General features: G+C 66.6%; 24 protein-coding genes. 8 read left to right on the top strand and 16 right to left on the bottom strand.

Translation table 11 applies throughout. From position 1 onward, the window contains the following. The 6 genes from PSTAB_RS04090 to PSTAB_RS04065 all read right to left on the bottom strand — a co-directional run bounded on the left by PSTAB_RS04090 (position 1) and on the right by PSTAB_RS04065 (position 4942). A complete protein-coding gene (locus PSTAB_RS04090) occupies positions 1-408 on the bottom strand; it encodes a diacylglycerol kinase (RefSeq protein WP_013981819.1) in 408 nt (135 codons plus the stop codon). Then, the gene (locus PSTAB_RS04085; RefSeq protein WP_013981818.1) at positions 398-1117 is read right to left on the bottom strand and encodes a lipopolysaccharide kinase InaA family protein; all 720 of its coding nucleotides are present in this window, start codon (positions 1115-1117) and stop codon (positions 398-400) included. The genes PSTAB_RS04090 and PSTAB_RS04085 overlap by 11 nt, the downstream gene beginning before the upstream one ends. Before the next feature lie 2 nt (positions 1118-1119). Next, positions 1120-1797, bottom strand: coding sequence for a class I SAM-dependent methyltransferase (locus tag PSTAB_RS04080; protein WP_013981817.1), 678 nt, complete (start codon positions 1795-1797; stop codon positions 1120-1122). Between the two features lie 81 nt (positions 1798-1878). Beyond that, a complete protein-coding gene (locus tag PSTAB_RS04075; RefSeq protein WP_013981816.1) occupies positions 1879-3147 on the bottom strand; it encodes a sensor histidine kinase in 1269 nt (422 codons plus the stop codon). Continuing rightward, positions 3137-3820, bottom strand: a complete 684-nt coding sequence (locus tag PSTAB_RS04070; RefSeq protein ID WP_013981815.1) for a response regulator transcription factor — start codon at positions 3818-3820, stop codon at positions 3137-3139. The genes PSTAB_RS04075 and PSTAB_RS04070 overlap by 11 nt, the downstream gene beginning before the upstream one ends. Positions 3821-3904: 84 nt before the next feature. Beyond that, a complete protein-coding gene (locus PSTAB_RS04065) occupies positions 3905-4942 on the bottom strand; it encodes an SdiA-regulated domain-containing protein (protein ID WP_013981814.1) in 1038 nt (345 codons plus the stop codon). Between the two features lie 237 nt (positions 4943-5179). On the opposite strand from PSTAB_RS04065, the gene PSTAB_RS04060 reads away from it, so the two are divergent. From PSTAB_RS04060 to PSTAB_RS04025, 8 genes are all read left to right on the top strand, one after another. Further along, positions 5180-5869 (top strand): thermostable hemolysin, encoded by a 690-nt coding sequence (locus tag PSTAB_RS04060; protein WP_013981812.1) that lies wholly within the window; start codon positions 5180-5182, stop codon positions 5867-5869. Further along, the gene (locus PSTAB_RS04055) at positions 5853-7298 is read left to right on the top strand and encodes an AMP-binding protein (protein WP_013981811.1); all 1446 of its coding nucleotides are present in this window, start codon (positions 5853-5855) and stop codon (positions 7296-7298) included. Before PSTAB_RS04060 ends, PSTAB_RS04055 begins: the two co-directional genes overlap by 17 nt. A 15-nt stretch (positions 7299-7313) precedes the next feature. After that, entirely contained in the window at positions 7314-7985 is a 672-nt protein-coding gene (locus PSTAB_RS04050; protein ID WP_013981810.1) for a TenA family transcriptional regulator, read from the top strand. Beyond that, positions 7972-8802 carry an SDR family oxidoreductase gene (locus tag PSTAB_RS04045; protein WP_013981809.1) on the top strand — a complete coding sequence of 277 codons (831 nt, stop codon included), beginning with the start codon at positions 7972-7974 and terminating at the stop codon, positions 8800-8802. Before PSTAB_RS04050 ends, PSTAB_RS04045 begins: the two co-directional genes overlap by 14 nt. After that, positions 8799-9449, top strand: coding sequence for a tetratricopeptide repeat protein (locus tag PSTAB_RS04040; RefSeq protein ID WP_013981808.1), 651 nt, complete (start codon positions 8799-8801; stop codon positions 9447-9449). Before PSTAB_RS04045 ends, PSTAB_RS04040 begins: the two co-directional genes overlap by 4 nt. Positions 9450-9518: 69 nt before the next feature. Next, a complete protein-coding gene (locus PSTAB_RS04035) occupies positions 9519-10178 on the top strand; it encodes a response regulator (protein WP_013981807.1) in 660 nt (219 codons plus the stop codon). Continuing rightward, entirely contained in the window at positions 10172-11644 is a 1473-nt protein-coding gene (locus PSTAB_RS04030) for an ATP-binding protein (RefSeq protein WP_013981806.1), read from the top strand. The genes PSTAB_RS04035 and PSTAB_RS04030 overlap by 7 nt, the downstream gene beginning before the upstream one ends. Positions 11645-11702: 58 nt before the next feature. Next, positions 11703-12254: a cytochrome b gene (locus PSTAB_RS04025; RefSeq protein WP_013981805.1), complete on the top strand. Its 552-nt coding sequence runs from the start codon at positions 11703-11705 to the stop codon at positions 12252-12254. A 54-nt stretch (positions 12255-12308) separates the two neighbouring features. On the opposite strand, the gene PSTAB_RS04020 is transcribed toward PSTAB_RS04025, so the two are convergent. The 10 genes from PSTAB_RS04020 to PSTAB_RS03975 form a co-directional block, all read right to left on the bottom strand. Next, positions 12309-13541 carry a molybdopterin molybdotransferase MoeA gene (locus tag PSTAB_RS04020; RefSeq protein WP_013981804.1) on the bottom strand — a complete coding sequence of 411 codons (1233 nt, stop codon included), beginning with the start codon at positions 13539-13541 and terminating at the stop codon, positions 12309-12311. Then, on the bottom strand, positions 13538-14083 hold the full coding sequence (gene moaB, locus PSTAB_RS04015; protein WP_013981803.1) for a molybdenum cofactor biosynthesis protein B: 546 nt from the start codon (positions 14081-14083) through the stop codon (positions 13538-13540). The genes PSTAB_RS04020 and moaB overlap by 4 nt, the downstream gene beginning before the upstream one ends. Before the next feature lie 240 nt (positions 14084-14323). Then, positions 14324-15313, bottom strand: a complete 990-nt coding sequence (gene moaA, locus PSTAB_RS04010) for a GTP 3',8-cyclase MoaA (RefSeq protein WP_013981802.1) — start codon at positions 15311-15313, stop codon at positions 14324-14326. Between the two features lie 109 nt (positions 15314-15422). Beyond that, the gene (locus PSTAB_RS04005) at positions 15423-16379 is read right to left on the bottom strand and encodes a peptidylprolyl isomerase (protein WP_013981801.1); all 957 of its coding nucleotides are present in this window, start codon (positions 16377-16379) and stop codon (positions 15423-15425) included. A gap of 80 nt (positions 16380-16459) precedes the next feature. Beyond that, positions 16460-17251 (bottom strand): respiratory nitrate reductase subunit gamma, encoded by a 792-nt coding sequence (gene narI, locus PSTAB_RS04000; protein WP_013981800.1) that lies wholly within the window; start codon positions 17249-17251, stop codon positions 16460-16462. Beyond that, the gene (gene narJ, locus PSTAB_RS03995) at positions 17244-17999 is read right to left on the bottom strand and encodes a nitrate reductase molybdenum cofactor assembly chaperone (RefSeq protein WP_013981799.1); all 756 of its coding nucleotides are present in this window, start codon (positions 17997-17999) and stop codon (positions 17244-17246) included. The genes narI and narJ overlap by 8 nt, the downstream gene beginning before the upstream one ends. A 3-nt stretch (positions 18000-18002) precedes the next feature. After that, on the bottom strand, positions 18003-19541 hold the full coding sequence (narH, locus tag PSTAB_RS03990; protein WP_013981798.1) for a nitrate reductase subunit beta: 1539 nt from the start codon (positions 19539-19541) through the stop codon (positions 18003-18005). Positions 19542-19552: 11 nt separating this feature from the next. Beyond that, the gene (locus tag PSTAB_RS03985; RefSeq protein ID WP_013981797.1) at positions 19553-23311 is read right to left on the bottom strand and encodes a nitrate reductase subunit alpha; all 3759 of its coding nucleotides are present in this window, start codon (positions 23309-23311) and stop codon (positions 19553-19555) included. Positions 23312-23416: 105 nt separating this feature from the next. After that, positions 23417-24904 (bottom strand): MFS transporter, encoded by a 1488-nt coding sequence (locus PSTAB_RS03980; protein WP_013981796.1) that lies wholly within the window; start codon positions 24902-24904, stop codon positions 23417-23419. 14 nt (positions 24905-24918) lie between these two features. Beyond that, positions 24919-25377, bottom strand: a complete 459-nt coding sequence (locus tag PSTAB_RS03975; RefSeq protein ID WP_011912084.1) for a universal stress protein — start codon at positions 25375-25377, stop codon at positions 24919-24921. Positions 25378-25383: the final 6 nt, after the last annotated feature.

Genomic DNA, 25383 nt, shown 5'->3' with positions numbered 1-25383 from the left:
TCAGAGGAGGATCACCGCCCAGATCAGCGCGATCAGCAGCATGGTCAGCAGCTGCGCCGCGCTGCCCATGTCCTTGGCGCGCTTGGACAGCGGGTGCAGCTCCAGCGAAATGCGGTCGACGGTGGCCTCGATGGCCGAATTGAGCAGCTCGACGATGGGCGCCAACAGCACCACGGCGATCAGCACGGCGCGCTCGACCCGACTGACCTCGAGCAGGAATGCCAGCGGTATCAGCAGCAGGCAGAGCAGCACCACCTGGCGGAACGCCGCTTCACCGCGGTAGGCGGCCCGCAGGCCGGCCAGCGAATAGCCCCCGGCGAGCCACAGCCGCATCAGGCCGCTGCGCCCCTTGAGCGCCGCGCCATCGGCCACTGTGCTGCCGCTTTCGGATGAGCATTCAGGCGACATCGCAGCGCACCTCGCGATAGCCGGCATGGGCGGTCAGCAGCCGTTGCCAGTCCGGTTCGCTCATGGCCACGCAATGACGCCTGAGCTGGCGCAGGTCATGCCGGGCGGCGGCGTGACGGCGCAGCCGACGCCGGCTCTTTTCCAGATCGAGCAGGGCCACCTCGACCTGCGCTCCATCGTCTTGGCCATGGACCCTGAGGAAAATGTGCTTGGGGTAACAGCAACCATGCTGCCAACGCGCGTGGTGGAGACGCCCGAGGGTGCGGCCGACCGCATCCAGCATGCGTGCCTGCACGACGCTGCCGTAGTAGCCCGGCATGCCCTCGCCGTACCAGTCCTCCAGGCTGACGAAGCCCTGCAGTTCGGCCGTTACCAGCAGGGCCTGCCACTGCCCTGCCTGCTGCCGCGTACCGCAGTAGATCAGCTCCGGCACGCGCACCCCGAGATCACGCAGGGCCTGCAGCGCGTGGCACTCGCGCATCACCGTGGGCCGGCCGAACGGATGCAGCGGCGAGCGGTACAGATGGCCGATCTGGCGCTTGCAGTAGAGCAACGGCTGCTGCAGATCGCGCGGGCGAATCCGCTGCACACCGCTTTCGCCGGCGCGTCGCCGGTTGGGCTCCTCGACCCACTCGCCACGCATGTCCCACCAGCGCTGAAAGGTGCTGGTCCGCGCCTCGCGGGCCGGCAGTACGAAGGCTCGGCTCATGCTCAACCCCGCTTGCGCAGGACGTAGACCCGCCACATGGCGTAGCCCGGGAGGAAATCGCTGCGGTCGAGGATGTCGAAACCGGCCTCGGCGAACTCCGCCTCGATCACCGAACGGGCGACCACGAAGCGGTTCTGGTTGTCCTTGGCCGGCCGCCGACGCTCCAGGCGCCTGCGCTTCCAGGCCTTGTAGTTGCCGTCCACCCACAGCGAGACGATCAGCGTGTCGCGCGTGACGCGGTGGAATTTGCGCAGCATCGCCAGGCGATGCGCCGGGTCGGCGATGTGATGCAGCAGGCGCATGCAGAAGATGCTGTCCACCGCGTTGTCGCCCATATCGATGGCGAAGGCCGAGGTCTGGAAGGTCTCCACCCGCTTGACCACATCCAGCGGCTGCGCGGCCTCGGCGATGGCCAGCATGTCGGCGGAATTGTCCGCGGCGAAGATCATCCGGCTCGGGTGCTCGGCCAAAAGCGGCCAGAAGCGCCCGGCACCACAGGGCAGATCGAGGACCAGATCGGGTTCGCCGGCGATTTTCAGCGCGCGTCGCGCCATCTGCTCGTCACGCCAGTGCGACAGCCGCCGGGCGAGGCCGTCCTGGTGCTTGTGCAGGTATTCGTAGGCGTGCTGGCGGTCGTACTTGCGCGAGAACTCAAGTTCGATGGGGCTCGATGTCGGCATGTCGGGCACTCCGGGGGAAGACGGAGCGCCAAACTAACCGGCCGGACATCAACGGGTTGTCAAAGAGATGTGAAAAAAACGTCAAGACGCCAGGCGGACGGCAAAGCAGCTGCCGCAGGGTTCGCGGCCATGCACTTCGACCGCCCAGCCCTGGTGCGCACAGATTCGCCGCACCAGCGACAGCCCCAGGCCGAGCCCTTCGCCGCGCCCCTCGGCGCCCCGCACGAAGGGCTGGAACATGCGCTCCTGCTGATCTACCGGAATCCCCACGCCGGTGTCTTCGACGCGGAAGCCGCCGTGCTCGAGCACCAGTCGCACCTGCCCGTGCTCGGTGTAGTGCAAGGCGTTGCGCAGCAGGTTGGACATCACCGTGCCGAGCAGCGTGTGGTTGTAGGTCTGCTGGTCATCGCCTTCGCGCACCACCTCGAACGCCAGTCCCTTTTCCCGCATCGGTGGCCCCCAGCGCTCGCTCTGCTCGCGGGCCACGTCAGCCAGGCCGGCGCTGCCACCGAAGACCTCCTGCTGATCGGGTCTGGCCCGCGCCAGCAACAGGAAGGTGTCGACCAGCGCCTGCATCTCCTCGGCCGCGCGCTGGATGCGCTCGGCCTGGCGCCGCGAGCGCTCGGGCAGGTCGCCGGCGAGCAGCAGCTCGCAGGCGCCGAGCACCACCATCAGCGGCGTGCGCAGCTCGTGGCTGACGTCGGCGGTGAACAGCCGCTCGCGCTCCAGCGTCTGGCGCAGCTGGCCGAGGGTGCTGTCGAACGCAGCCGCCAGATGGCCCACCTCGTCATCCACATACTGCAGCGCCAGCGGCGGTGCCAGCGGATGCAGCTGGTCGCGGTGGCGTACCTGATTGGCCAGCCGGCTGACCGGGGCCATCACCTTGTGCGCCATCAGCCGGCCGAGCAGCCAGGCGCCCAGCACGCTCAGCAGGAAGCCGGCGAGCACTGTCTTGAACAGAGCGTTCTCGCGCTCCTCGAACTCGTTCTGGTCTTCCATCAGCACGTAACGCTCGCCGTCCAGATCGCGAACGTAGACGTAGTAGGCCTCGTCGCCGCGGACCACCTCGGTGAAGCCCTCGGGCAGCGTGGCGAAGCCTTCGGGCAGCGGATAGTCCGGCAGCGCGGTGCTGAAGAAGCGTGTCTGGGCGTCGAGGCGCGGTGGGCGTCCGCTGGGCAGGTCCTCGTGCAGCACGATATCCAGCTCGCGACTCAGCTCCTCGGTCACCAGCTGTGACTCGACGAAGTAGACCACCGCGACGATCCCCAGCGAGAACACGCCGCTGACCACCAGGGTCATCAGCGTGAAGGCGATGACGATGCGGCGGGCGAAGGGTTGCTTAGTGAGCATCGCCATCCTCCGCCAGACGGAAGCCCACACCGTGCACGGTGTGCAGCAGCGGCCGGTCGAAGGGCTTGTCCAGTGCCTGGCGCAGCTGGTGGATGTGGCTGCGCAGGCTGTCGCTGTCCGGTACGTTGTCGCCCCACAGCGCCTCCTCCAGCGCCTCGCGGCGCACCACCGCCGGGCTGCGCTGCATGAGGATGGCCAGCAGCTTGTGGCCGATGGGGTTGAGCCGTATCGGCACGCCGCCGCGGCTGACGGCCAGGGTATCGAGGTCATAGACCAGGTCACCGACCTGCAGCTGGCGACGCCGCGAACCCTGGCTGCGACGCAACACCGCCTCGATACGGGCGACCAGTTCGGACAGCGCGAAGGGCTTGATCAGATAGTCGTCGGCGCCGGCTTCCAATCCCTTGATGCGATCCGGCAGGGCGTCGCGCGCGGTGAGCATGATGATCGGCGTGTCGCGCCGTGCGTCTTCGCGCAGGCGCTTGCACACCTGATAGCCATCGATGCCGGGCAGCATGATGTCCAGCACGATGAGGTCGTATTCCTGGGTCGCGGCCAGATGCAGGCCACTCAGCCCGTCCTGCGCACAGTCCACCAGGTAGCCCTTGAGCTCGAGGTAGTCGAGCACGTTGGCCAGGATGTCACGGTTGTCTTCAATGACCAGGATGCGCATATCGGTTCGCGGCTATGACGATCTTTTCATGGCTTCTTGACGAAGGGCTCAGGGACGTCAACGCAGACTGCGCCGCGTTCGTCCTCAGCCGTGGATCATACGATGCCTTTTCTCCGTCATGCTCAGCTTCGTTATCTCGTCCTGCTGCTCCTCTGGCTCGTGGTATTCCGGTTGACCCTCCTCGCGGCGGAAGCTGTAGAACAGGTTCGGCTCGCTGACCACGTACAGCGTGCCGTCATTGTCCAGGGTCACGCCTTCAGGCTGCGGTGCCGAGCGGCCGAGGTCGCTGAACAGGCCGTTGAGGCTGCGGTAGCTGAGCATGCGGCCGTCGGCGCCGAGCTCCATCACCAGCCGCGACTCGTCGCTGAGCAGAATCAGGTGGCCGGTCTCGGCATCGAAGTGGATGTCGGAGAGGTCGGTGGCGAACACCTGACTGGCGATCCAGTCACTGCGATCGTGAACGGCCAGTTGCAGCTGGCCGTCGAGGCTGGCGGCGACGCCCCGGACCTCGTAGAGCTGGCGCGGGTCGCGCTCCTTGACGATGAACAGGCGGTCGCCCACGGCATCGTAGGTCACCCCCTCGAAGCCCTTGTTGCCGTTGAGGCCGATGCCCAGGGAGAAGAACCTGGCCTCGGACACATTGATGCTGCGCGCCAGTGTCGGCAGCTGGAAGATGCTGATCCGCTGGGCACGCTCGTCGGACACCGCAACCCGGCCGCCACCCATATAGGTCAGCCCCTCGATATCGCCGAAGCCTTCCAGCGGGTAGCGCTCGAGCAGCTCGCCGCGCTTGCTCAACGCGACGATTTCCGTCGGCCCGCCATTGATCACGCCAAGCAGCCGGTCGAGATCGCTGTCGTAGGTGATCGCCGAGAGGTTGCGGCTGATGCCCTCGATCGGTCGGGCGTCGATGGCTACCCGATAGCCCGGCAGCCAACGCAGCGCCGGATCGTGCGCGCTGACGTTCCACTGATGGGTCAGGTGGAAATACAGCCGCTCGTTCCAATGCAGCGCGATGCTCGCGCCCAGGCCGATCAGCAGCAATGCGAGCAGGCCGAACAGCCGGTAATGGCAGCCCGAGCCTGTGGCCGGGCGTGGCGCGGGGTATGGATGAATCTGCATCTGCTGGCCTTCCTCTTCGCGGCTCGCTCTGCTTGCGATAGCTGCTTCGGTGGTCGGCCGGCCAGCGTTCGATGGGCCTCTGGCGCAGCTGGAGCACCGGTGGCTCGACCCCGAGCGCCGCGACCATAGCCCAGCGAATGTGAAGAAAATGTCAGCGTTCTGACGGCTTCGGCGACTTAAGACTGCCTTAAGTTTGCCCACCAACAATCGGCCCAGGCTTCTAAACGAGGTTCCCCGATGGAACTGCCCTGGGTTGATCACACCGACATACTGGCCCGCATCGGCCGCGAGCCCTCGCTCTGCCTGCAACTGACACAGGCCGGCAAGAACCCGCGGCGCGTGGCCCTTGAAGACTTCATTCGCCAGCGCTTCGCCGAGCATTACGGCGCCCGGGTGCGTCACTTCATGCCCTGCCTGCTTGGCCTGCATGGCGACAACGGCGAGGTGCAGGGCGCGGTCGGCCTGCGCAGCGCGCAGCGTCGCCCGCTGTTTCTCGAACGGTACCTGGACGAACCCATCGAGCTGGCCGTTGCCCGCCGCAGCGGCCGCTCGGTGCCGCGCGAGGAGATCGTCGAGGTCGGCAACCTGGCGGCCTTCGGCAGCGCCTCGGCGCGGCTCCTGATCGTCGCGCTGACCGATCTGCTGGTCGCCCAGGGCTTTCGCTGGGTGGTGTTCACCGGCACGCCGGCCCTGCTCAACAGCTTCCAGCGCCTGGCCCTGGAGCCACTGGCGCTGGCCCCGGCCGACCCGGCGCGGATGGGCGAGGAGCTGGCCGACTGGGGCAGCTACTACGCCAGCCGCCCGCAGCTGATGGCCGGCGAGATCCTGCCCGGCCACCAGCGCCTGCTGCAGCTGGGCATCTACGCCCGACTTGGCTACCAACCGTTGTTCGATGCCTCGGAGGTGCCGCATGCAGCCTGCAACTGAACGCTTCTGGACAGTCCTGGAACAGCACAGCGGCATCGCCCTGGGCGAAGGGCCGCGCCAAATGAGCTACGCCGAATTGCGCCACGAGGTGGCCGCACGTGCCAGTCAGCTGCAACAGCTCGGCGTGCAGCGCGTAGCCCTGGCGCTGGACAACGGCCTGGAGTGGGCGCTTTGGGATCTGGCCCTGCTGCGCGCCGGGCTGATCTGCGTGCCGCTGCCGGGCTTTTTTTCCCCGGCACAGCAGGAGCATGTACTGAACCACGCCGGCATCGACTGCCTGATCGGCACGCCATGCGCGCTTGCCGAGCGTTGCGGCTTCCAACCGGCGGAAGCCGGCCTGCTGCTGCGCCAGCCGCAGACAGTTACGCCGGTGCCGGCCGGCACCTGCAAGATCACCTACACCTCCGGCACCACCGGCCAGCCCAAGGGCGTCTGTCTGGATGCCGAAGCGCAGCTGGCGGTGGCCGAGAGCCTGCGGCAGGCCAGCCTGCCGTGCGACGTGCGACAGCACCTGTGCGTGCTGCCACTGGCGACGCTGCTGGAGAACATCGCCGGGCTCTATGCGCCGCTGCTGGCCGGTGCACGGATCGAATTGCGCCCGCTGGCGGAGATCGGCTTCAGCGGCGCGGCGGGCTTCGAGCTGCAACGTCTGGTGGCCACGCTGCAGGCGAGCCAGCCGCACAGCCTGATCCTGCTGCCGCAGCTGTTGCTGGCTCTGGTCAGCGCCGCCGAGCAGGGCGTGCCGATGCCGACCTCGCTGCGCTTTATCGCGGTCGGTGGCGGTCGCGTCGCGCCGCAGCTGTTGGAGCGCGCCGAGCGGCTCGGCCTACCGGTGTTCGAGGGCTACGGCTTGTCCGAATGCGCCTCGGTGGTCTGCCTGAACACACCCGAGGCGCGGCGCATCGGCACGGTCGGCCGGCCGCTGCCACACGTCGAGCTGCGCTTGGCCGACGATGGCGAGGTACTGGTGCGCGGCCCGCACATGCTCGGCTATCTCGGCGAACCGCCGCTGACCGGCGAGTGGCTGGCCACCGGCGACCTAGGCCATTTCGAGGATGGCTTCCTGATCCTGCACGGGCGCAAGAAGCACCAGTTCGTCACCGCCTACGGGCGCAACGTCAACCCGGAATGGGTCGAGGCGGAGTTGGTGCAGCAGGCCCCCATCGCCCAGGCCTGGCTGCATGGCGAAGCACTGGCACAGAACGCCGCCGTGCTGGTGCCCAGACGCGGCGATTGCAGCGATGCCGAGCTGCAGACGGCAGTCGAGCGGGTCAACGCCAGCCTGCCCGACTATGCCCGCGTACACCAATGGCTGCGTGCCGATGCGCCGTTCAGCGCCAGCAACGGCCTGGCCACTGTCAACGGGCGCCTGCGCCGCAATGTCCTCTTCGATCATTACCAATCGGCGATTAACGCCTTTCAGCCCTGACTTTCGAGGTTCACCATGGAATTCTTCGACCAGCTGCAACAGCAGACCAGCGCCGAGCGCGACTACCTGTTGGCCGCGCCGATCATCCATTCGGCACTCGCCGGCACCGCAACCCGCGCGCAATACATCGCCTTCCTCACCCAGGCCTACCACCACGTCAAACACACGGTGCCGCTGCTGATGGCCTGCGGTGCGCGCCTGCCGGAGCGGCTGGAATGGCTGCGCGAGGCCATCGCCGAGTACATCGAGGAAGAGATCGGCCACCAGGAATGGATCCTCAACGACATCCGCGCCTGCGGCGGCGATGCCGAGGCGGTGCGCCATGGCCAGCCGGCGCTGCCCACCGAGCTGATGGTCGCCTACGTCTACGACCGCATCGCCCGGCACAACCCGGCGAGCTTCTTCGGCATGGTCAACGTGCTCGAAGGTACCAGCATCGCCCTGGCCACCCAGGCCGCCGGCGTGCTGCAGGACAAGCTCGACCTGCCGGCCAAGGCGTTCAGCTACCTGACCTCCCACGGCAGCCTGGACCTGGAGCACATCGAGTTCTTCAAGCGCCTGATGAACCGCCTCGATAACGAGGACGACAAGGCCGCCGTGGTGCACACCGCACGGGTGGTCTACCGCCTCTATGGCGACATCTTCCGCAGCCTTCCCGCGGCGGAGCACGACCATGCACTTGCCTGACGCGCGCCTCCTGCTCACCGGTGCCAGCGGCGGTATCGGCCAGCTGCTGGTGGAACGGCTCTGCGCCGGCGGTGCCCGGCTGCTGCTGGTGGGGCGCGACAGCATTGCGCTGGAAAGCCTGGCCCGCCGTTACCCTGGGCAGATCAGTCTGGTCGTGGCAGACCTCACCCAACGCAGCGGGCGACAGCTGGTGCTGGAGGCCGCGCGCCGCTTTGGCGGGCTCAACGGTGTGATCAACGCCGCTGGGGTCAATCAGTTCAGCCTGCTCGAACAACAGGACGAGGACGCCATCGCCCGGCTGATCGGCGTCAACGTCACCGCCACCCTGCAGTTGACCCACCTGCTGCTGCCCTTGCTGCGCCAGCAACCGCGAGCGCTGCTGGTCAATCTCGGCTCGACTTTCGGCTCCATCGGCTACCCCGGCTTCACCGCCTACTGCGCCAGCAAGTTCGCCTTGCGCGGCTTCTCCGAGGCGCTGCGCCGCGAGCTGGCCGACAGCCAGATCAAGGTGCTCTATATCGCGCCGCGCGCCACCCGTACGGCGATGAACAGCGCCGACGTGGTAGCGATGAACGACGAGCTGAAGGTGGAGATGGATGATCCGCAAGAGGTCGCCCGGCAGATCGTCCATGCCATCACCGCCGAGCGAGAGGAGTTCTATCTCGGCTGGCCGGAAAAACTCTTCGTGCGCCTCAACGGCGTGCTGCCGCGACTGGTCGACCAGGCGCTGCGCAAGCAATTGCCGGTGATCAAGCGCTTTGCCCGTGCCGAACAGCCACCCGCACCGCAACCCACCGCTCCCGGAGAACACCCATGAAGCCTCTGTTAGGCCTTTGCGCCCTGATGCTGGCCCTGGCCAGCCAGCCCTCCTTCGCTCTCAGCCCGGCCGGCGAGTCGTCGCTACGTCAGATCCAGACGCGCTGGGCCGAGATCAACTACCAGACGCCCGAGGCTCAGCGCGAAACCGCCTTCGCCAGGCTCGCTTCGCAGGCCCAAAGCGCTGTGATCGGCGAACCGCAGGCCGCCGAACTGCATATCTGGCACGGCATCGTGCTCAGCACCTGGGCTGGCGCCAAAGGCGGACTCGGCGCGCTGGGGCTGGTCAAGCAGGCCAAGGCCGAACTGGAAAAGGCCATCGAACTCGACCCCGCGGCACTCGACGGTTCGGCCTACACCAGCCTCGCCAGTCTCTACTACCAGGTGCCCGGGTGGCCGATCGGTTTCGGTGACGAGGACAAGGCCGAGGCGCTGTTCAAGCAGGCGCTGGCGCTGAACCCGAACGGCATCGACCCGAACTACTTCCACGGTGATTTCCTGCTGCGTCAGAAACGCTACGGGGAAGCGCGCGCGGCGCTGGAAAAGGCCCTCGCCGCGTCCGACCGCGCGGGTCGTGAAGTCGCCGATGCCGGTCGCCGCGACGAAGCCCGCGCGCTGCTCGGCAAGGTCAAGGAAAAGCTGGAATAAACCGAGACGGCGGCGTTGAATGCACAGCAACGCCCAGCGGCCGAGAACGACAGGAACGACAGGAACGACATGCGCATTCTGCTGGTGGAAGACGATCGCGCCCTTGGCGAGGGCATCCGCACCGCGCTCAAGCCGGAGGGCTATACGGTGGACTGGCTGCAGGACGGCGCCAGCGCGCTGCACGCGCTGAACCATGAAAGCTTCGAGCTGGTCATCCTCGACCTCGGCCTGCCGCGCCTGGACGGGCTGGAGCTTCTCAAGCGCCTGCGCGCTGCCGGCAATCCGGTGCCGGTGCTGGTACTCACCGCGCGCGATGCCACCAGCGACCGCATCGCCGGGCTGGACGCCGGCGCCGACGACTACCTGGTCAAGCCGTTCGACGTCGCCGAACTCAAGGCCCGCCTGCGTGCCCTGCTCCGGCGCAGCTTCAATCGACCGGAACCGGTGCTGGAATACCGCGGCATCCTGCTCGACCCGGTCAACCAGCAGGTCAGTTACCAGGGCACGCCGATCAACCTGCCGCGCAAGGAGTTCGTCCTGCTCCACGAGCTGCTCGCCCAGCCCGGTCGCGTGCTGACCCGCGATCGCCTGCAGCAGGTGCTCTACGGCTGGGACGAGGACGTCGAGAGCAATGCGCTGGAGGTGCACATCCACCACCTGCGCAAGAAGTTCTTTCCCGAGCTGATCCGCACCGTGCGCGGCGTCGGCTATCTGGTGGACAAATGCTGAAGCGCTCGATCCGCCAGCGCACCCTGGCGCTGCTGCTCGGCACCCTGCTGGTCTCGCTGAGCCTGATCTCCTGGCGCAGCTACCGCGACGCGCGCCACGAGATCGAGGAACTGTTCGACGCCCAGCTGGCGCAAAGCGCGCGGCTGGTGCAGGGCCTGGTGATGCGCGAGATGGAGCCGCAGGCCCGTCAGGCCCTGCAAACCGCGCTGGATGCGGCGGTGAACGCTCGCCGCGATCAGGGCGTGCCGGGGCACGACTACGAGACCAAGCTGGGTTTTCAGGTCTACGCCGAGGACGGCAACAGCGTGCTGCAGTCGGCCGGCGCACCGAACGGCGCCCTGCAGCAGCTGGCCGCGGGTTCGGCGTCGCCGTTCAGCCACCTGGCCGGCGGCTATCACGAGGTGCTGCTCGACGGCCATGCCTGGCGCCTGTTCCTGCTGCACGACCGCGAGGACGCGCTGTGGATTCTGGTCAGCGAGCGCGGCGATGTGCGGGGCGAGCTGGTGGGCAAGATCGCCCGGCGCAGCCTGTTGCCCGACCTCGTCGGCCTGCCACTGCTGGCGTTGCTGATCTGGCTGGCGGTGGGCTGGGGCCTGCGCCCGCTGGCACGCATGGCTCAGTTGCTCAAGAGCCGCGACCCGGACAACCTCGCGCCGCTGTTGCTGGCACCGCTGCCGCAGGAGCTGGAACCGGTGGCGGCCTCGCTCAATCGCCTGCTGCAACAGGTCAATCAGCTGATCGAACGGGAGAAGCGCTTCATCGCCGACGCCGCCCACGAACTGCGCACGCCGCTGGCGGTGCTGCGCATCCATGCACAGAACGCGCTGCAGGCCGCCAGCGAGGACGAGCGCGAACGGGCTCTCGAACAGCTGATCGCCGGCGTCGACCGCACCACCCGCGTGGTCACCCAGCTGCTGACCCTGGCGCGCCTGGAACCGAGTGCCCAGCGCCTGGGCCTGACCGACCTCGATCTGCTGCCGCTGTGTCGTAAAACCCTCGCCGAGCTAACGCCCCTGGCGCTGGCCCGCGGCCAGGAGCTGACGCTGGATGTCGACGAGCTGGCCGATTTCCACCTCAGCGGCGATGCGGCGAGCCTCGCCACGCTGCTGCAGAATCTGGTCGGCAACGCCCTGCAGTACACCCCCGACGGCGGCCAGATCCAGGTCGGCCTGCAGGCCACCGCTACCGCGATCACGCTACAGGTGGACGACAGCGGCCCCGGGGTGCCGGCGACGCAACGTGACAAGCTGTTCGAGCGCTTCTATCGACAGGGTGACGGCCAGGGTGCGGGCCTCGGCCTGGCCATCGTCGCGCGCATTGCCGAGCTGCACGGCGCCAGCATCGAGCTGGCCGACTCGCCGCTCGGCGGGCTGCAGGTCGCCGTGCACCTGCCCCGCCAGCCTCTCAGCACGACCACTGGCGCGCAGCCGCGACCGCACGCCACAGGCGCAACGGGCATTCGCTAAGGTTCGCTTAAGCCTGGCGCCCTAGACTGCCGCCATTCCCCTACACGGAGTGCGTGAAATGTCTGTGACCACCCCCCTGCCGCGTTACGGCCGGCTGAGCATCGCCCTGCACTGGCTGATGCTGCTGCTGATTGCCGCCGTCTACGCCACCATCGAACTCAAGGGCAACTTCGCCAAGGGCAGCGAGCCACGCGAGTTGCTCAAGCACTGGCATTTCATGCTGGGCATGACGGTGTTCGCGCTGGTCTGGCTGCGGCTGATCGCCCGCTGGTTGCACCCGGCGCCGCGCTCGCTTGCCGGCGCGGGTTGGGAACAGGCGCTGGCCAAGCTGATGCACCTGGCGCTGTACGGCCTGATGATCGGTCTGCCGCTGCTCGGCTGGCTGACCCTGAGCGCGGCGGGCAAGCCGATCCCCTTCTTCGGCCTCGAGCTGCCAGCGCTGATCGGCGCGGACAAGGCGCTGGCCGGCGATTTCAAGGAGCTGCATGAAACGCTGGCGGTGGCCGGCTACTGGCTGATCGGCCTGCATGCCGCAGCCGCGCTGTTCCACCAGTACGTGCGCCGCGACGGCACCCTGTTGCGCATGCTACCGCAGCGCCACCAGGCCTGAGGCGCAGACGCGACAACGCCCGGCCGATTCGCATCGGCCGGGCGTTGTGGCGTTTCAGCCGAGCAGTTCGCTGAACGGCAGGTACTGCACCAGCTCGCCTTCGGCGAGGGTGCGCTGGCACTCGACGATGGCCAGGCCATCCGCCCAGGTCGCCGAGGTCAGCATGGCCGAGCCCTGGCGCGGGAACAGACGCACCTCGAGCCGGCCATCGACCGCTTCGAGCCGCGCGCGCAGGAACTGCTGGCGCACGTTGGCCTTGCGCCAGGCGAAGCCGGCAGGCAGGCGCAGCGGCGTGACCTGCACCTGCGTGCAGCCCTGGGCGCGCAGCAGGAACGGCCGAGCCACCACCAGCGAGGTGACCAGTGCCGCCGCCGGGTTGCCGGGCAGGCCGATCCACGGCGTGCCGTTGACTTCGCCGAAGGCCAGCGGCTTGCCCGGCTGGATCGCCAGACGCCACAGGTGCAGCTCGCCCAATTCGCGAATCGCCTGCTTGAGATGATCCTCCTCACCCACCGAAACACCGCCCGAGGTGATGATCAGGTCGAAGCGGCTCGCCGCATCGGCCAGCGCGTCGCGGCTGGCGCCCAGATCGTCGATCAGGATCGGGTAGTCGTGCACTTCGCAGCCGAGGCTCTGCAACACGCCGAGCAGGCTGTAGCGGTTGGAGTTGTAGATCTGCCCGGCGTCCAGCGGCTCGCCCGGCTCGCGCAGTTCGTTGCCGCTGGACAGCAGCGCCACGCGCAGGCGCCGGTACACCTTCACCCGCGCCACGCCGAAGGTCGCCAGCAGGCCGAGCTCCTGCGGGCGCAGACGCTTGCCGGCGTCGATCAGACGCTCGCCAGCCGCGGTTTCCTCACCCAGGCAGCGCACGTTGTCACCGGCGTTCACCGCCGGCAGCCAGATGCGATCGCCTTCGATACGGCAGTTTTCCTGCGCCACCACGGCGTCCGCGCCCGGCGGCAACGGCGCGCCGGTGAAAATGCGCACCGCATGCCCGGCCGGCAGCTGCTGACTGGCGGCGTCCCCGGCGGCGATGCGTCCGGCCAGTGGCAGCGCACCGCCTTCGGCCGGCAGATCGGCGGCGCGCAGGGCGTAGCCGTCCATCGCGCTATTGTCCCAGGGGGGCACCGGAAAGCTGGCATCCAGCGGCTCGGCGAGCACGCGACCGAGGGCATCGCGCAGCGCGACCTCTTCCACCGCGGGCGGCGCCGGCACCCGCGCCAGCAGCTCGGCGATGGCCTCGTCGACCGGCTTCAGCCCGCCGGTATCGCAGCCGCAGGCGCTCATGAGCGTGGCCCGCAGTTGTCCACCGCGGCCGCCTTCAGGTGCGGGACGAAGTTGCAGGGTTTGGTACGGCTATCCAACTGCTCGACGAGGATCTTGTTCCAGGCGGTGCGGCAGGCGTTGGTTGAACCCGGCAGGCAGCAGACCAGCGTGCCGTTGCTCATCCCGGCCAGCGCGCGGGACTGCACCGTGGAGGTGCCGATCTCGCTCAGCGATACATGGCGGAACAGTTCGCCGAAGCCGTCGACGTCCTTGTCCAGCAGCGGCTGTACGGCCTGCGGGGTGTTGTCGCGGGCGGTGAAACCGGTGCCGCCGGTGATCAGCACCACCTGCACGTTTTCGCTGGCGATCCAGTTGCACACCCGGGCGCGGATCTGCCAGATGTCGTCCTTGACGATGGCCCGCTCGGCCAGCGTATGGCCTGCGCTCTGCAGGCCGTCGATCAGCGCCTGGCCGGAGGTATCGGTGTCCAGGTTGCGGGTATCGCTCACCGTGAGCACGGCGATGTTCAGAGGCTGGAATTCGGTGTTGGACAGGTGAGCCATGGCTCGAAACTCCCTTGAAGATGTGTGCGCAGGCTGCACCGGCGCCGCGGGCCAGCCCATTCCCCGTTGGAGGTAGGCGCGCGGCAGGCGGTGCCGGCAGGTCGACCAACGCGCATGGCGTTGGTCAGCGAGCGTTGCGACAAACCCGACTGCAACGCAGCGGGGCATGGGTCAGACCGGCAGTGCCGGCCGATGGTAGCGAATAAAACGGTCGGCCCGCAGCCCGTTCGGCGCGGGCAGTCAACCGCCGCTGGCGTTCATGAAGCGCAATACCTGGACCTCGCCGCCGCTGGAGAATTCGTGACGCAGCGGTTTGCGTTGCAGCGCGGCGTGAATGGCGTCGATCACCGGCTGGTCGCTGGTCGGGTGGCGGCGCAGCAGTGCGCGCAGGTCGATGGAATGCTCGTGGCCCAGGCACAGCAGCAGGCGACCTTCCACGGTCAGCCGCACGCGGTTGCAGGTGGCGCAGAAGTTGTGCGAATGCGGCGAGATGAAGCCGATGCGCGTCTGCGGGTGCTCCGGCAGGCGCACATAGCGCGCCGGCCCGCCGCTCTGCTCGGCCGAATCGATCAGCGCGTGACGCTCGGCGATCAGCGCCTTGACCTCGTCGCTGGAGCAGAAGCTCTCGCCGCGCGAACGGCCGACATCGCCCAGCGGCATTTCCTCGATGAAGCTCAGGTCCAGCCCGCCGGCGATGGCGAAGTCCACCAGGTCGGCGACTTCCTCGGCGTTGCGGCCCTTCATCACCACGGCATTGAGCTTGATCCGCTCGAAGCCGGCGGCGCGCGCCGCATCGATGCCGTCGAGCACCTGCTGCAGCTGGCCGGTGCGGGTAATGGCGTGGAATTTCTCGGCGTCCAGACTATCCAGACTGATGTTCAGCCGCTTGACCCCGGCCCGTGCCAGCGGTGCGGCGAGCCTGACCAGCTGCGAGCCGTTGGTGGTCATCACCAGTTCACGCAGACCGGGCAAGGCCGCGATGCGCTCGCAGAGACCGACGATGCCCTGGCGTACCAGCGGCTCGCCGCCGGTGAGGCGAATCTTCTTCACGCCCAGCCCGACGAAGATGCGCGCGATGCGCTCCAGCTCCTCCAGACCGAGCACCTGCTGGCGCGGCAGGAAGGTCATGTCCTCGGCCATGCAGTAGACGCAGCGGAAGTCGCAGCGGTCGGTGACCGACATGCGCAGGTAGTCGATCTGGCGGTTGTGGGCATCGCGTAGTTGAGTCATCGATAACACCTCTGAAGCCTCGTAGGGTGGATGACACTTTTTCATCCACCGTGGGCCCCGCGTGGTGGGTGGTGAAGCATCATCCACCCGACGCAGGGCCAAGCCGCCGTCATTGCATCAGTGGCGTTTCCGCGCCCTGCAGGTGAATGCCTTCGATGTTCGCCGCCCCCACCAGGTTCTGCAGGTACTGGCTGACGCCGATCTGCCAGACACGCTGGTTGAGTTCGGCGCGAATCGTTCCGGCGACGATCTCATAGGGCAATTGCTCGCCCTCGATACGCTGGTCGACGAACACCAGATGGTAGCCATAGCGGCTTTCCAGCGGCTGCTGGCAGAGGCCGACCGGCAGACGGAACAGCTGGCGCTCGAACTCCGGCACGGTCTGGCCCTTGCTGATCTGCCCAAGCGCCCCGCCCTGCTCCTTGGACGGACAGGCCGAATGCTGCAACGCGAGCTCGGCGAAGCGTTGCGGCGCCGCCTGCAGTTGCTGCAACAGGCCCAGCGCCTGTTCCCGCGCCAGGCTGCGCGCTTCGGCGTCATCCCCCGGACAGGCCAGCAGGATGTGCCGCGCGGCCAGCAGCGGCGCGCTGAAGAAGCGCTGACGGTTGCCGTTGTAGTACTGCTGACAGGCCGCCTCGTCGGCCAGCGGCAGCGGCACTTCCTGTTCGATCAGCGTGCGGGTGGCCGCTTCTTCCTCGCTTTCACCGAATTCAGCACGCACCACCAGGCCGAGTTCGGCGATGCGCTGCTGCAACAGCTCGCGCACCACCAGTGCCTGGGTCGCCAGAAAGACCGCCTCGTCGCGGCTCTCGGCGGGGTGATACTGCAATTCCTGGGCGATGGCCTGGGGCGCGATCGCCACCCCGTTGACCCGCACCCGCGGCCACTCCTGCTCGCTGCTGGCGATCAGCAGCGGCTCGCCGGAGGCCTGCTCCTCGGCGGGCTGGTGTTCTTCTTCATGCGGCAGCTCCTCGAAAAGAGGGGCCTCGGCCGGCACTTCGATTTCCGGGCGGGCGCCGCCACCGCAGCCGCCACCACCCGTGCTTCCACCACATCCACAACCCATGATGATTACCTCGATAAGACGCTTGAAGCTTCGATCCGATCGGCCAGACCGGCTGACGCGTGGGCGTCAGCCGGCAAGGGTCATACCGGGCTCTTGCTCTTTGCCGTGGCAGGCACGGCGGACGGCACGGCAGTTTCGCGTACCGGTGCTTCGTAGGTGCGCGGGCGCTGCGGACGCGGCATGGCCGGCTTGACGCCCTTCTGCCGGACGATCTGGTAGCGCCGGCCCAGGTACCACACCGGCGCGCTGACGATGTGCACCAGACGGGTGAAGGGGAACAGCACGAACAGGGTCATGCCGAGGAACACGTGCAGCTTGTAGATGACGCTGACCGACTCGATGGCGCCTGCGGCCTTGACCGGCTGCAGGGTGACCAGGCTCTGTGCCCAGGTGCCCAGCAGCACCATCACCGAACCGTCCAGGTGGCCGGTGGAGGCGACGATGGTCAGCAGCCCCAGCACCAGCTGCGCCAGCAGCACGAACAGGATCATCACGTCGCTGGTGTTGGAGGTGGCCCGCACACGCGCGTCGGTCAGCCGGCGATGGATCAGCATCACCAGGCCGATCAGGCAGAGGATGCCGAAGAAGCCACCGGACACCATCGCCACGATCTGCTTCTGACCGCTGGTGATGAAGTGGTGATACAGCGCCTCGGGCATCAGCAGGCCGACGAAGTGACCGGCCAGGATGAAGATGATGCCGACGTGGAACAGGTTGCTCGCCAGGCGCATGCGGTTGTTCGACAGCATCTGGCTCGAGCCGGCCTTCCAGCTGTATTGCGACAGGTCGAAGCGCGCCCAGCTGCCGATCAGGCAGATGGCCAGGGCGATGTAGGGGTAGACCCCGAACAGCAGGAAATTGAAGTTAGACATTGCGCACCTCCTGGGCGAGCGCGGCGGCCTGCCCGTCATGCTTGAAATCGGTCCAGTGCAGCGGCACCGGGCTTTCCTCGCGAGCCTTACCCGGCCCGCTCGGCATGGATGGGCAGCGATCCTGCTGCTCGGCCTGGAGGAAGTTGACCTGCTCCTCCTCCCAGATCTTGTCCAGCGCCTCCAGCGAGTCGTCGCGCTCTTCGGCGGCGACCTGCTCCTGCAGGCTGGCCAGGGTTTCCTGCACCGGCTCGCCGGCGATCTGCAGCAGTGCGGTGAAGCACGCGGCATGCGGGCTCTCGCGTTCCTGCAGACGCGCTGCCAGCAGAGCCAGCAGGTGCGACACGTCGGCCAGACCCTCGCGGGCCTCGAGGTCATCGCGGGTGGCGAGGTACTCGAGGTACAGCGGGATGTAGTCCGGCAGCTCGCGTACGCCGATTTCGAAACCGGCCTCGGTGTACTGCGCCATCAGGTCGACCATGGCCTGGCCGCGATCGCGGGACTCGCCATGCACGTGCTCGAACAGCAGCAGCGACAGTGAACGGCCGCGGTCGAACAGGTCGGTGTAGCGCTCCTGCACGTCCATCAGGTCGTCTTCGGTCAGCTCGTCGAGCAGGCGGCGCAGCGCGATGCGCTGCTCCGGGCTGATCTCGCGGGCCGAACCGATGGCCTGAGCCAGTTCGGCATGGCCGTCGCGCAGGTGCTGGTCGGGATAGTCCAGCAGCAGGGAAATCACTTTAAGGATGCGCATGGCTCAGTCCTCCCACAGCTGGACGGTCTTGATGATGTCGCGGCGGTTGGCCTTCCTGGCGCCGAACATGTTGGTGTCCGAGGCGCCCGAGCAGCCGCTGCCGAAGCTGAAGCCGCAACCGGAGCGCTCGGCGAAGGCGTCGCTCATGGCCTCTTCGCGGTGCGCGGTCGGGATCACGTAGCGGTCCTCGTAGTTGGCGATGGCCAGGTAGCGGTACATGTCCTCCACCTGGGCCACCGACAGGCCGACGCTCTCCAGCACCTTGAGGTCCTGCACGCCATCGACCTGCTCGGCGCGCTTGTAGGCACGCATGGCGAGCATGCGCTTGAGCGCCAGCTTGACCGGCTCCTCGTCGCCTGCGGTGAGCAGGTTGGCCAGATAGCGCAGCGGGATGCGCAGGCTGTCGACGTCCGGCAGCACGCCGTCCATGCTGACGTGACCGGCGCTGGCGGCGTTCTGGATCGGCGACAGCGGCGGCACGTACCACACCATCGGCAGCGTGCGGTATTCCGGATGCAGCGGCAGGGCCAGCTTCCAGTCCACCGCCATCTTGTATACCGGCGACTTCTGCGCGGCTTCGATCACCGACATCGGAACGCCGTCGTTGAGCGCCTGCTCGATGACCTTCGGGTCGAACGGATCGAGGAAGATCTCCAGCTGCTTGGCGTACAGGTCCTGCTCGTTGACGGTGCTGGCCACTTCATGGATGCGGTCGGCGTCGTACAGCAGCACGCCGAGGTAGCGGATGCGGCCCACGCAGGTCTCGGCACAGACGGTCGGCATGCCGGCCTCGATGCGCGGGAAGCAGAAGATGCACTTCTCGGATTTGCCGCTCTTCCAGTTGAAGTAGATCTTCTTGTACGGGCAGCCGCTGATGCACATCCGCCAGCCGCGGCACTTCTCCTGGTCGATGAGGACGATGCCATCCTCCTCGCGCTTGTAGATCGCACCGCTCGGGCAGGACGCGGCGCAGGCCGGGTTCAGGCAGTGCTCGCACAGGCGCGGCAGGTACATCATGAAGGTGTTTTCGTACTGGCCGTAGATGTCGGCCTGCACCTTGTCGAAGTTCTTGTCCTTGCGGCGCTTGGCGAACTCGGTACCGAGAATCTCTTCCCAGTTCGGGCCCCACTCGATCTTCTCCATGCGCTGACCGGAGATCAGCGAGCGCGGACGCGCCACCGGCTGATGTTCGGAGATCGGCGCGGTGTGCAGGTTCTGGTAGTCGAAGTCGAACGGCTCGTAGTAGTCGTCGATCGTCGGCAGGTCCGGGTTGGCGAAGATGTTCGCCAGCACGCGGAACTTGCCGCCGATCTTCGGGTTGATGGTGCCGTCGCCGTTGCGCACCCAGCCGCCCTTCCACTTGTCCTGGTTTTCCCACTCCTTCGGGTAGCCGATGCCGGGCTTGGTCTCGACGTTGTTGAACCAGGCGTATTCCATGCCTTCGCGGCTGGTCCAGACGTTCTTGCAGGTGATCGAGCAGGTGTGGCAGCCGATGCACTTGTCCAGGTTCAGGACCATGCCTACTTGTGAACGAATCTTCATGGCCTTATTCCTCAGATATCTTGCGGCAGGGGTTGCGGCAGGTCGTTGCCGTTCGGGCCGTCGAGCCAGTCGACCTTGGCCATCTTGCGCACCACGACGAACTCGTCACGGTTGCAACCCACGGTGCCGTAGTAGTTGAAGCCGTACGCCTGCTGGGCGTAGCCGCCGATCATGTGGGTGGGCTTGAGCACCACACGGGTCACCGAGTTGTGGTGGCCGCCGCGGGTCTTGGTGCTCTCGGCGCCCGGCACGTTCACGATGCGTTCCTGGGCGTGGTACATCATCACCATGCCTTCCATCACGCGCTGGCTGACCACCGCGCGGGCGGTCAGGGCGCCGTTGGCGTTGAAGCACTCGATCCAGTCGTTGTCCTCGATGCCGGCCTTCTTGGCGTCGACTTCGGACATCCACACGATCGGGCCGCCACGGCTCAGGGTCAGCATGATCAGGTTGTCCGAGTAGGTGCTGTGGATGCCCCACTTTTGGTGCGGGGTGATCCAGTTCAGGACGATCTCGGGGTTGCCGTTGCTCTTCTTGCCCTTCACGTAATCGATCGTGCGGGTGTTGATCGGCGGCCGGTAGCTCATCAGCTGCTCGCCGAAGGCCTGCATCCAGGGGTGATCCTGGAAGAACTGCTGGCGACCGGTGATGGTGCGCCACGGGATCAGCTCGTGAACATTGGTGTAGCCGGCGTTGTACGACACATGCTCGTCTTCCAGGCCTGACCAGGTCGGGCTGGAGATGATCTTGCGCGGCTGCGCCTGGATGTCACGGAAGCGGATCGCCTCGTGCTCCTTGGGCAGCGCCAGGTGGCTGTGGTCGCGGCCGGTGAATTCCGACAGCGCGGCCCAGGCCTTCACGGCAACGTGACCGTTGGTTTCCGGTGCCAGGCTGAGGATGACCTCGGCAGCATCGATGGCCGATTCGATCTGCGGACGCCCTTGGCTGACGCCCTCGTCGCGCACCTTGTAGTTCAGCTCGCCGAGGAAATCGACTTCATCCTGGGTGTTCCAGTTGATGCCCTTGCCGCCGTTGCCGAGCTTGTCGAGCAGCGGGCCGAGGGAGGTGAACTTCTTGTAGGTGGCCGGGTAGTCGCGCTCGACCACGGCCATGTTCGGGCAGTTCTTGCCCGGCTGCGGATCGACGCCAGCGGTCTTCCAGTCGGTACCGCCGAACGGCTGCGCCAGTTCGCCGGGGCTGTCGTGCAGGAGCGGCACGGTGACCAGGTCCTTCTCCACGCCCAGCTGACCTTCGGCCATCTTCGAGAAGGCCTTGGCGATGCCCTTGTAGATCTCCCAATCGGACTTGGCTTCCCAGGCCGGGTCGATCGCCGCCGACAGCGGGTGGATGAAGGGGTGCATGTCCGAGGTGTTCATGTCGTCCTTCTCGTACCAGGTCGCGGTCGGCAGAACGATGTCGGAGTACACGCAGGTCGAGGACATGCGGAAGTCGAGGGTGGTGACCAGATCGAGCTTGCCGATGGCGCCCTCGTCCTGCCATTCGGCCTCGGTCGGCTTGAAGCCGTCGGCGCGCTTGCCCAGGTCTTCGTTCATCACGCCGTTCTTGGTGCCCAGGAGGTACTTGAGCATGTACTCGTGGCCCTTGCCCGAACTGCCCAGGAGGTTGGAGCGCCAGACGAACATGTTGCGCGGGAAGTTATCCGGATTGTCCGGCTGTTCGCAGGCGAACTTCAGCGAGCCGTCCTTCAGCGACTGGGTGACGTAGTCGACCGGCGACATGCCGGCCGCCTCGGCATCACGGCAGATCTGCAGCGGGTTGCGGTTGAGCTGCGGTGCGCTCGGCAGCCAGCCGGCGCGTTCGGCGCGGATGTTGTAGTCGAGCATGTGCTCGGGGAACTGCGACTTGTCGGCCAGCGGCGAGAGCACTTCGTGGATGCTCATCTTCTCGTGGCGCCACTGCGAGCTGTGGTTGTAGAAGAAGCTGGTGCCGTTCATCTGGCGCGGCGGACGGCTCCAGTCGAGGCCGAAGGCCAGCGGCAGCCAGCCACACTGCGGACGCAGCTTCTCCTGACCCACGTAGTGCGCCCAGCCACCACCGGTCTGACCGACGCAACCGCACAACATCAGCATGTTGATCAGGCCGCGGTAGTTCATGTCCATGTGGTACCAGTGGTTCATCGCCGCACCGACGATGATCATGGACCGGCCATGGGTCTTGTCGGCGTTGTCGGCGAATTCACGGGCGATCTGGATGGCCTTCTCGCGGGACACGCCAGTGATGACTTCCTGCCAGGCCGGAGTGCCGGGCACGCTGGCGTCGTCGTAGCTGGAAGCGACGTTGCCGCCACCCAGACCACGGTCGATACCCAGGTTGGCAGCCATCAGGTCGAACACGGTGGCGACCTTGGTGGTGCTGCCGTCGGCCAGGGTGATGGTGCGGACCGGCACGCGGCGCAGCTGGATGCTTTCGCCTTCGGCGTGCTGGAAGTGCTCGTGGAGGATGCCGCCGAAGTACGGGAAGGCGACCTCGGCCGTCTCGCCGCCCTCGATCTGGGTCAGGGAGAGGTCGACATCACGACCGTCCTTGCCTTCGCGGGCCTCGATGTTCCACTTGCCCTTCTCGCCCCAGCGGTAACCGATCGAACCCAGCGGCGAAACCAGCTCGCCGGTGCTGCCGTCGACGGCGATGGTCTTCCACTCGGGGTTGTTTTCCTGGCCGAGGTTGTCGGCCAGGTCGGAGGCGCGCAGGAAGCGGTCGGCGATGTAGCTGCCGTCCTTCTCGTTCAGGCGCACCAGCACCGGCAGGTCGGTGTAGCGCTTGGCGTAGTCGCGGAAGTACTCGCTCGGCTTCTCCAGGTGGAATTCCTTGAAGATGACGTGGGCGAAGGCCTGGGCCAGCGCGGCGTCGGTGCCCTGCTTCGGATTGAGCCAGAGGTCGGTGAGCTTGGCGACTTCGGCGTAGTCCGGGGTGATGGCGACCGTCTTGGTGCCCTTGTAGCGGACCTCGGTGAAGAAGTGAGCGTCCGGCGTACGGGTCTGCGGGACGTTGGAGCCCCAGGCGATGATGTAGTTGGAGTTGTACCAGTCGGCCGATTCCGGCACGTCGGTCTGCTCGCCCCAGATCTGCGGCGAGGCCGGCGGCAGGTCGCAGTACCAGTCGTAGAACGACAGGCACACGCCGCCGATCAGCGACAGGTAACGGCTACCGGCCGCGTAGGAAACCATGGACATGGCCGGGATCGGCGAGAAGCCGATGACGCGGTCCGGACCGTACTGCTTGACGGTGTAGACGTTGGCCGCGGCGATGATCTCGTTGACTTCGTCCCAGCTCGAGCGGATGAAGCCGCCCATGCCGCGCTTGCTCTTGTAGGACTCGGCCTTGGCCTTGTCCTCGACGATGCTGGCCCAGGCGTCCACCGGGGTCATGTTGCGCCGTGCTTCACGCCACAGCTTGAGCAGCGGCTTGCGCACCTTGGGGTACTTCAGGCGGTTGGCGCTGTAGATGTACCAGCTGTAGCTGGCACCGCGCGGGCAGCCGCGTGGCTCGTGGTTGGGTAGGTCGTTGCGGGTGCGCGGGTAGTCAGTCTGCTGGGTTTCCCAGGTGATCAGGCCGTTCTTGACGTAGATCTTCCAGGAGCAGGAACCGGTGCAGTTCACGCCGTGGGTCGAGCGCACGATCTTGTCGTACTGCCAGCGCGAGCGGTAGACGTTCTCCCAGTCGCGGGATTCGATGCGGGTTTCACCATGACCATCGGCGAACTCGCCTTGCTTCCTGTTGAAGAAGCGCAGTTGATCGAGCAAGTGGCTCATCGTTTTCTCTCCTCACTCCGGTTGCGAACCACTGGCCCGACCGGTCGGCTTATCAATCTCGGCTTGCGCCAGCCGGCGTGGCTGGCGCATTCGTTCGGTGAAATCTCAGGACGCGAGCTTCTGGCGGGCCTCCAGCTCACGGTCGACGCTGGACACGTAGTACTCGTCGGAGAACGCGCCCTCGGGCTCCTTCAGCCAGAGCAGGCAGAGCCCGAAGCTGACGAAGGCACCGGCGGCGATCACCATGAAGAACTGCGATGGGGTCACGAAGGTGAACAGAGTCAGGTAGCAGACGGCACCGACGTTGCCGTAGGCCCCGGCCATGCCGGAGATCTGCCCGGTGACGCGGCGCTTGATCGACGGGATGATCCCGAAGGTCGCGCCTTCGGCGCCCTGGACGAATACCGAGCAGAGCACGGTGATCGCCACGGCCACGATCAGCGGCCACTTGGAGTTCATCAGGCCCATCAGCAGGAAGCCGACGGCGATCCCCAGCATGTACGCCAGCATCACGAAGCGACGGTTACCGAAGCGGTCGGAGACCAGGCCGCCCATGGGCCGCGCCACCAGGTTCACGAAGGCGAAGGAGGCGGCGATGATGCCGGCGGTGGTCGGCGTCAGCCCCCAGGTCTGCTCGAAGAACATCGGCAGCATCGACACCACCGCCAGCTCGGCACCGAAGTTGGCGAAGTAGGTGGAGTTCAGCGCAGCCACGGTGTTGAAGGGGTACTTGTCGTCTTCCGGCACGCCCTTCTTCAGGATCGGCACGTTGACCCGCAGGATCTGCACCACCTGAAACACCACCACCAGCACGATCGCCGCGTAACAGATCAGCGCGCCAGTGGAGCCCAGGTAGCCCATGCCCTCGACGCGCCAGACCAGGACAGCGAGCACACCGACCATGGGAATGGTCCAGATGATCAGCTTGATCATGTCGGCCCAGGTGCTGACTTCCAGCGCACTGGCCTTGTGCGGCTTGCGGTGCACGGTGCCGGCGGGGCCGTCGGTAATGGCGAACCAGTAGTAGACGCCATACAGCGCCATGATGATGGCCGAGCTTGCCGTAGCCCAACGCCAGCCTTCCGGGCCACCGAAGGCATGGATGGCGATGGCCGGCAGACTCATGGCGGCAGCAGCGGAACCGAAGTTGCCCCAGCCGGCATAGAAGCCTTCGGCGAAACCGATGTCCTTGGGCTTGAACCACATGGCGGTCATGTGAATGCCGACCACGAAGCTGGCGCCGATGGAGCTGAGGATCAGGCGCGAGACCAGCAGCTGGGTGCGGCTGTCACCGAAGGCGAAGAACAGGGCCGGGATCGCCATGACCACCAGCAGCACCGAGAACACCCGACGCGGGCCCCAGTGGTCGAGCGCCATGCCGACCAGGATGCGCGCCGGGATGGTCAGCGCCACGTTGGCGATGGCGAACAGCTTGAGGTCTTCGGGCGTCAGCCAGTTCACGCTTTTCAGCATGCTCGAGGCCAGCGGCGCCATGCCGAACCAGACGAAGAAACAAATGTAGAAGGCGATCCAGGTCAGGTGCAGAGCCCGGATCTCGGGGCGCTTCCATTCGAACAGCGTAGAAACTCTCATGATGAGCTCCTCACTCAGGGGCAGGCTTGAATCAGGACCGGGCAAGGCGCCCGGCGGGCCAGGAAGGCGCTGACGCTGCCGAAGGTCATGTAGTCGAGCTCGTCGACCAGCAGATTCAGCGAGCGGGAAATGAAGCCGCCGTCCGGTTCGTTTGAATGTCGCGCGATGACCAGCAGGTCCGGCTTCTTGTGCTCGGCAGCCTTGAGGATCATCTTGCGGGCGTCGCCTTCGGCGAGGATCACGTCGACGTCCAGGCCGAAGGCGCTGACCTTGGCCGCCGCCTCCTGCAGGAAGGCCTGGAATTCGCGACGCTCACGCTCGTACAGCTCGACCGCCGAATCGCTGGTGTCACGGGTCTCTTCCACCACGCCGATCAGCATGATCAGCGGCTTCAGCGGACCGAACATCTCGAGGGTGGCGTCCAACGCTTTGCGGGCGTTACGCGAGTTGTCGTAGGCAATCATGATGTTCATGGCAGC

The organism is Stutzerimonas stutzeri, from assembly GCF_000219605.1.
GTDB lineage: Bacteria > Pseudomonadota > Gammaproteobacteria > Pseudomonadales > Pseudomonadaceae > Stutzerimonas > Stutzerimonas stutzeri.
This window is presented reverse-complemented; position numbering and strand designations above follow the sequence as displayed.

Bases quoted from the DNA above. Each gene is read 5' to 3' on its own strand.
- PSTAB_RS04090 (WP_013981819.1), bottom strand. From the start codon at position 408: ATGTCGCCTGAATGCTCATCCGAAAGCGGCAGCACAGTGGCCGATGGC.
- PSTAB_RS04085 (WP_013981818.1), bottom strand. From the start codon at position 1,117: ATGAGCCGAGCCTTCGTACTGCCGGCCCGCGAGGCGCGGACCAGCACC.
- PSTAB_RS04080 (WP_013981817.1), bottom strand. From the start codon at position 1,797: ATGCCGACATCGAGCCCCATCGAACTTGAGTTCTCGCGCAAGTACGAC.
- PSTAB_RS04075 (WP_013981816.1), bottom strand. From the start codon at position 3,147: ATGCTCACTAAGCAACCCTTCGCCCGCCGCATCGTCATCGCCTTCACG.
- PSTAB_RS04070 (WP_013981815.1), bottom strand. From the start codon at position 3,820: ATGCGCATCCTGGTCATTGAAGACAACCGTGACATCCTGGCCAACGTG.
- PSTAB_RS04065 (WP_013981814.1), bottom strand. From the start codon at position 4,942: ATGCAGATTCATCCATACCCCGCGCCACGCCCGGCCACAGGCTCGGGC.
- PSTAB_RS04060 (WP_013981812.1), top strand. From the start codon at position 5,180: ATGGAACTGCCCTGGGTTGATCACACCGACATACTGGCCCGCATCGGC.
- PSTAB_RS04055 (WP_013981811.1), top strand. From the start codon at position 5,853: ATGCAGCCTGCAACTGAACGCTTCTGGACAGTCCTGGAACAGCACAGC.
- PSTAB_RS04050 (WP_013981810.1), top strand. From the start codon at position 7,314: ATGGAATTCTTCGACCAGCTGCAACAGCAGACCAGCGCCGAGCGCGAC.
- PSTAB_RS04045 (WP_013981809.1), top strand. From the start codon at position 7,972: ATGCACTTGCCTGACGCGCGCCTCCTGCTCACCGGTGCCAGCGGCGGT.
- PSTAB_RS04040 (WP_013981808.1), top strand. From the start codon at position 8,799: ATGAAGCCTCTGTTAGGCCTTTGCGCCCTGATGCTGGCCCTGGCCAGC.
- PSTAB_RS04035 (WP_013981807.1), top strand. From the start codon at position 9,519: ATGCGCATTCTGCTGGTGGAAGACGATCGCGCCCTTGGCGAGGGCATC.
- PSTAB_RS04030 (WP_013981806.1), top strand. From the start codon at position 10,172: ATGCTGAAGCGCTCGATCCGCCAGCGCACCCTGGCGCTGCTGCTCGGC.
- PSTAB_RS04025 (WP_013981805.1), top strand. From the start codon at position 11,703: ATGTCTGTGACCACCCCCCTGCCGCGTTACGGCCGGCTGAGCATCGCC.
- PSTAB_RS04020 (WP_013981804.1), bottom strand. From the start codon at position 13,541: ATGAGCGCCTGCGGCTGCGATACCGGCGGGCTGAAGCCGGTCGACGAG.
- moaB (WP_013981803.1), bottom strand. From the start codon at position 14,083: ATGGCTCACCTGTCCAACACCGAATTCCAGCCTCTGAACATCGCCGTG.
- moaA (WP_013981802.1), bottom strand. From the start codon at position 15,313: ATGACTCAACTACGCGATGCCCACAACCGCCAGATCGACTACCTGCGC.
- PSTAB_RS04005 (WP_013981801.1), bottom strand. From the start codon at position 16,379: ATGGGTTGTGGATGTGGTGGAAGCACGGGTGGTGGCGGCTGCGGTGGC.
- narI (WP_013981800.1), bottom strand. From the start codon at position 17,251: ATGTCTAACTTCAATTTCCTGCTGTTCGGGGTCTACCCCTACATCGCC.
- narJ (WP_013981799.1), bottom strand. From the start codon at position 17,999: ATGCGCATCCTTAAAGTGATTTCCCTGCTGCTGGACTATCCCGACCAG.
- narH (WP_013981798.1), bottom strand. From the start codon at position 19,541: ATGAAGATTCGTTCACAAGTAGGCATGGTCCTGAACCTGGACAAGTGC.
- PSTAB_RS03985 (WP_013981797.1), bottom strand. From the start codon at position 23,311: ATGAGCCACTTGCTCGATCAACTGCGCTTCTTCAACAGGAAGCAAGGC.
- PSTAB_RS03980 (WP_013981796.1), bottom strand. From the start codon at position 24,904: ATGAGAGTTTCTACGCTGTTCGAATGGAAGCGCCCCGAGATCCGGGCT.
- PSTAB_RS03975 (WP_011912084.1), bottom strand. From the start codon at position 25,377: ATGAACATCATGATTGCCTACGACAACTCGCGTAACGCCCGCAAAGCG.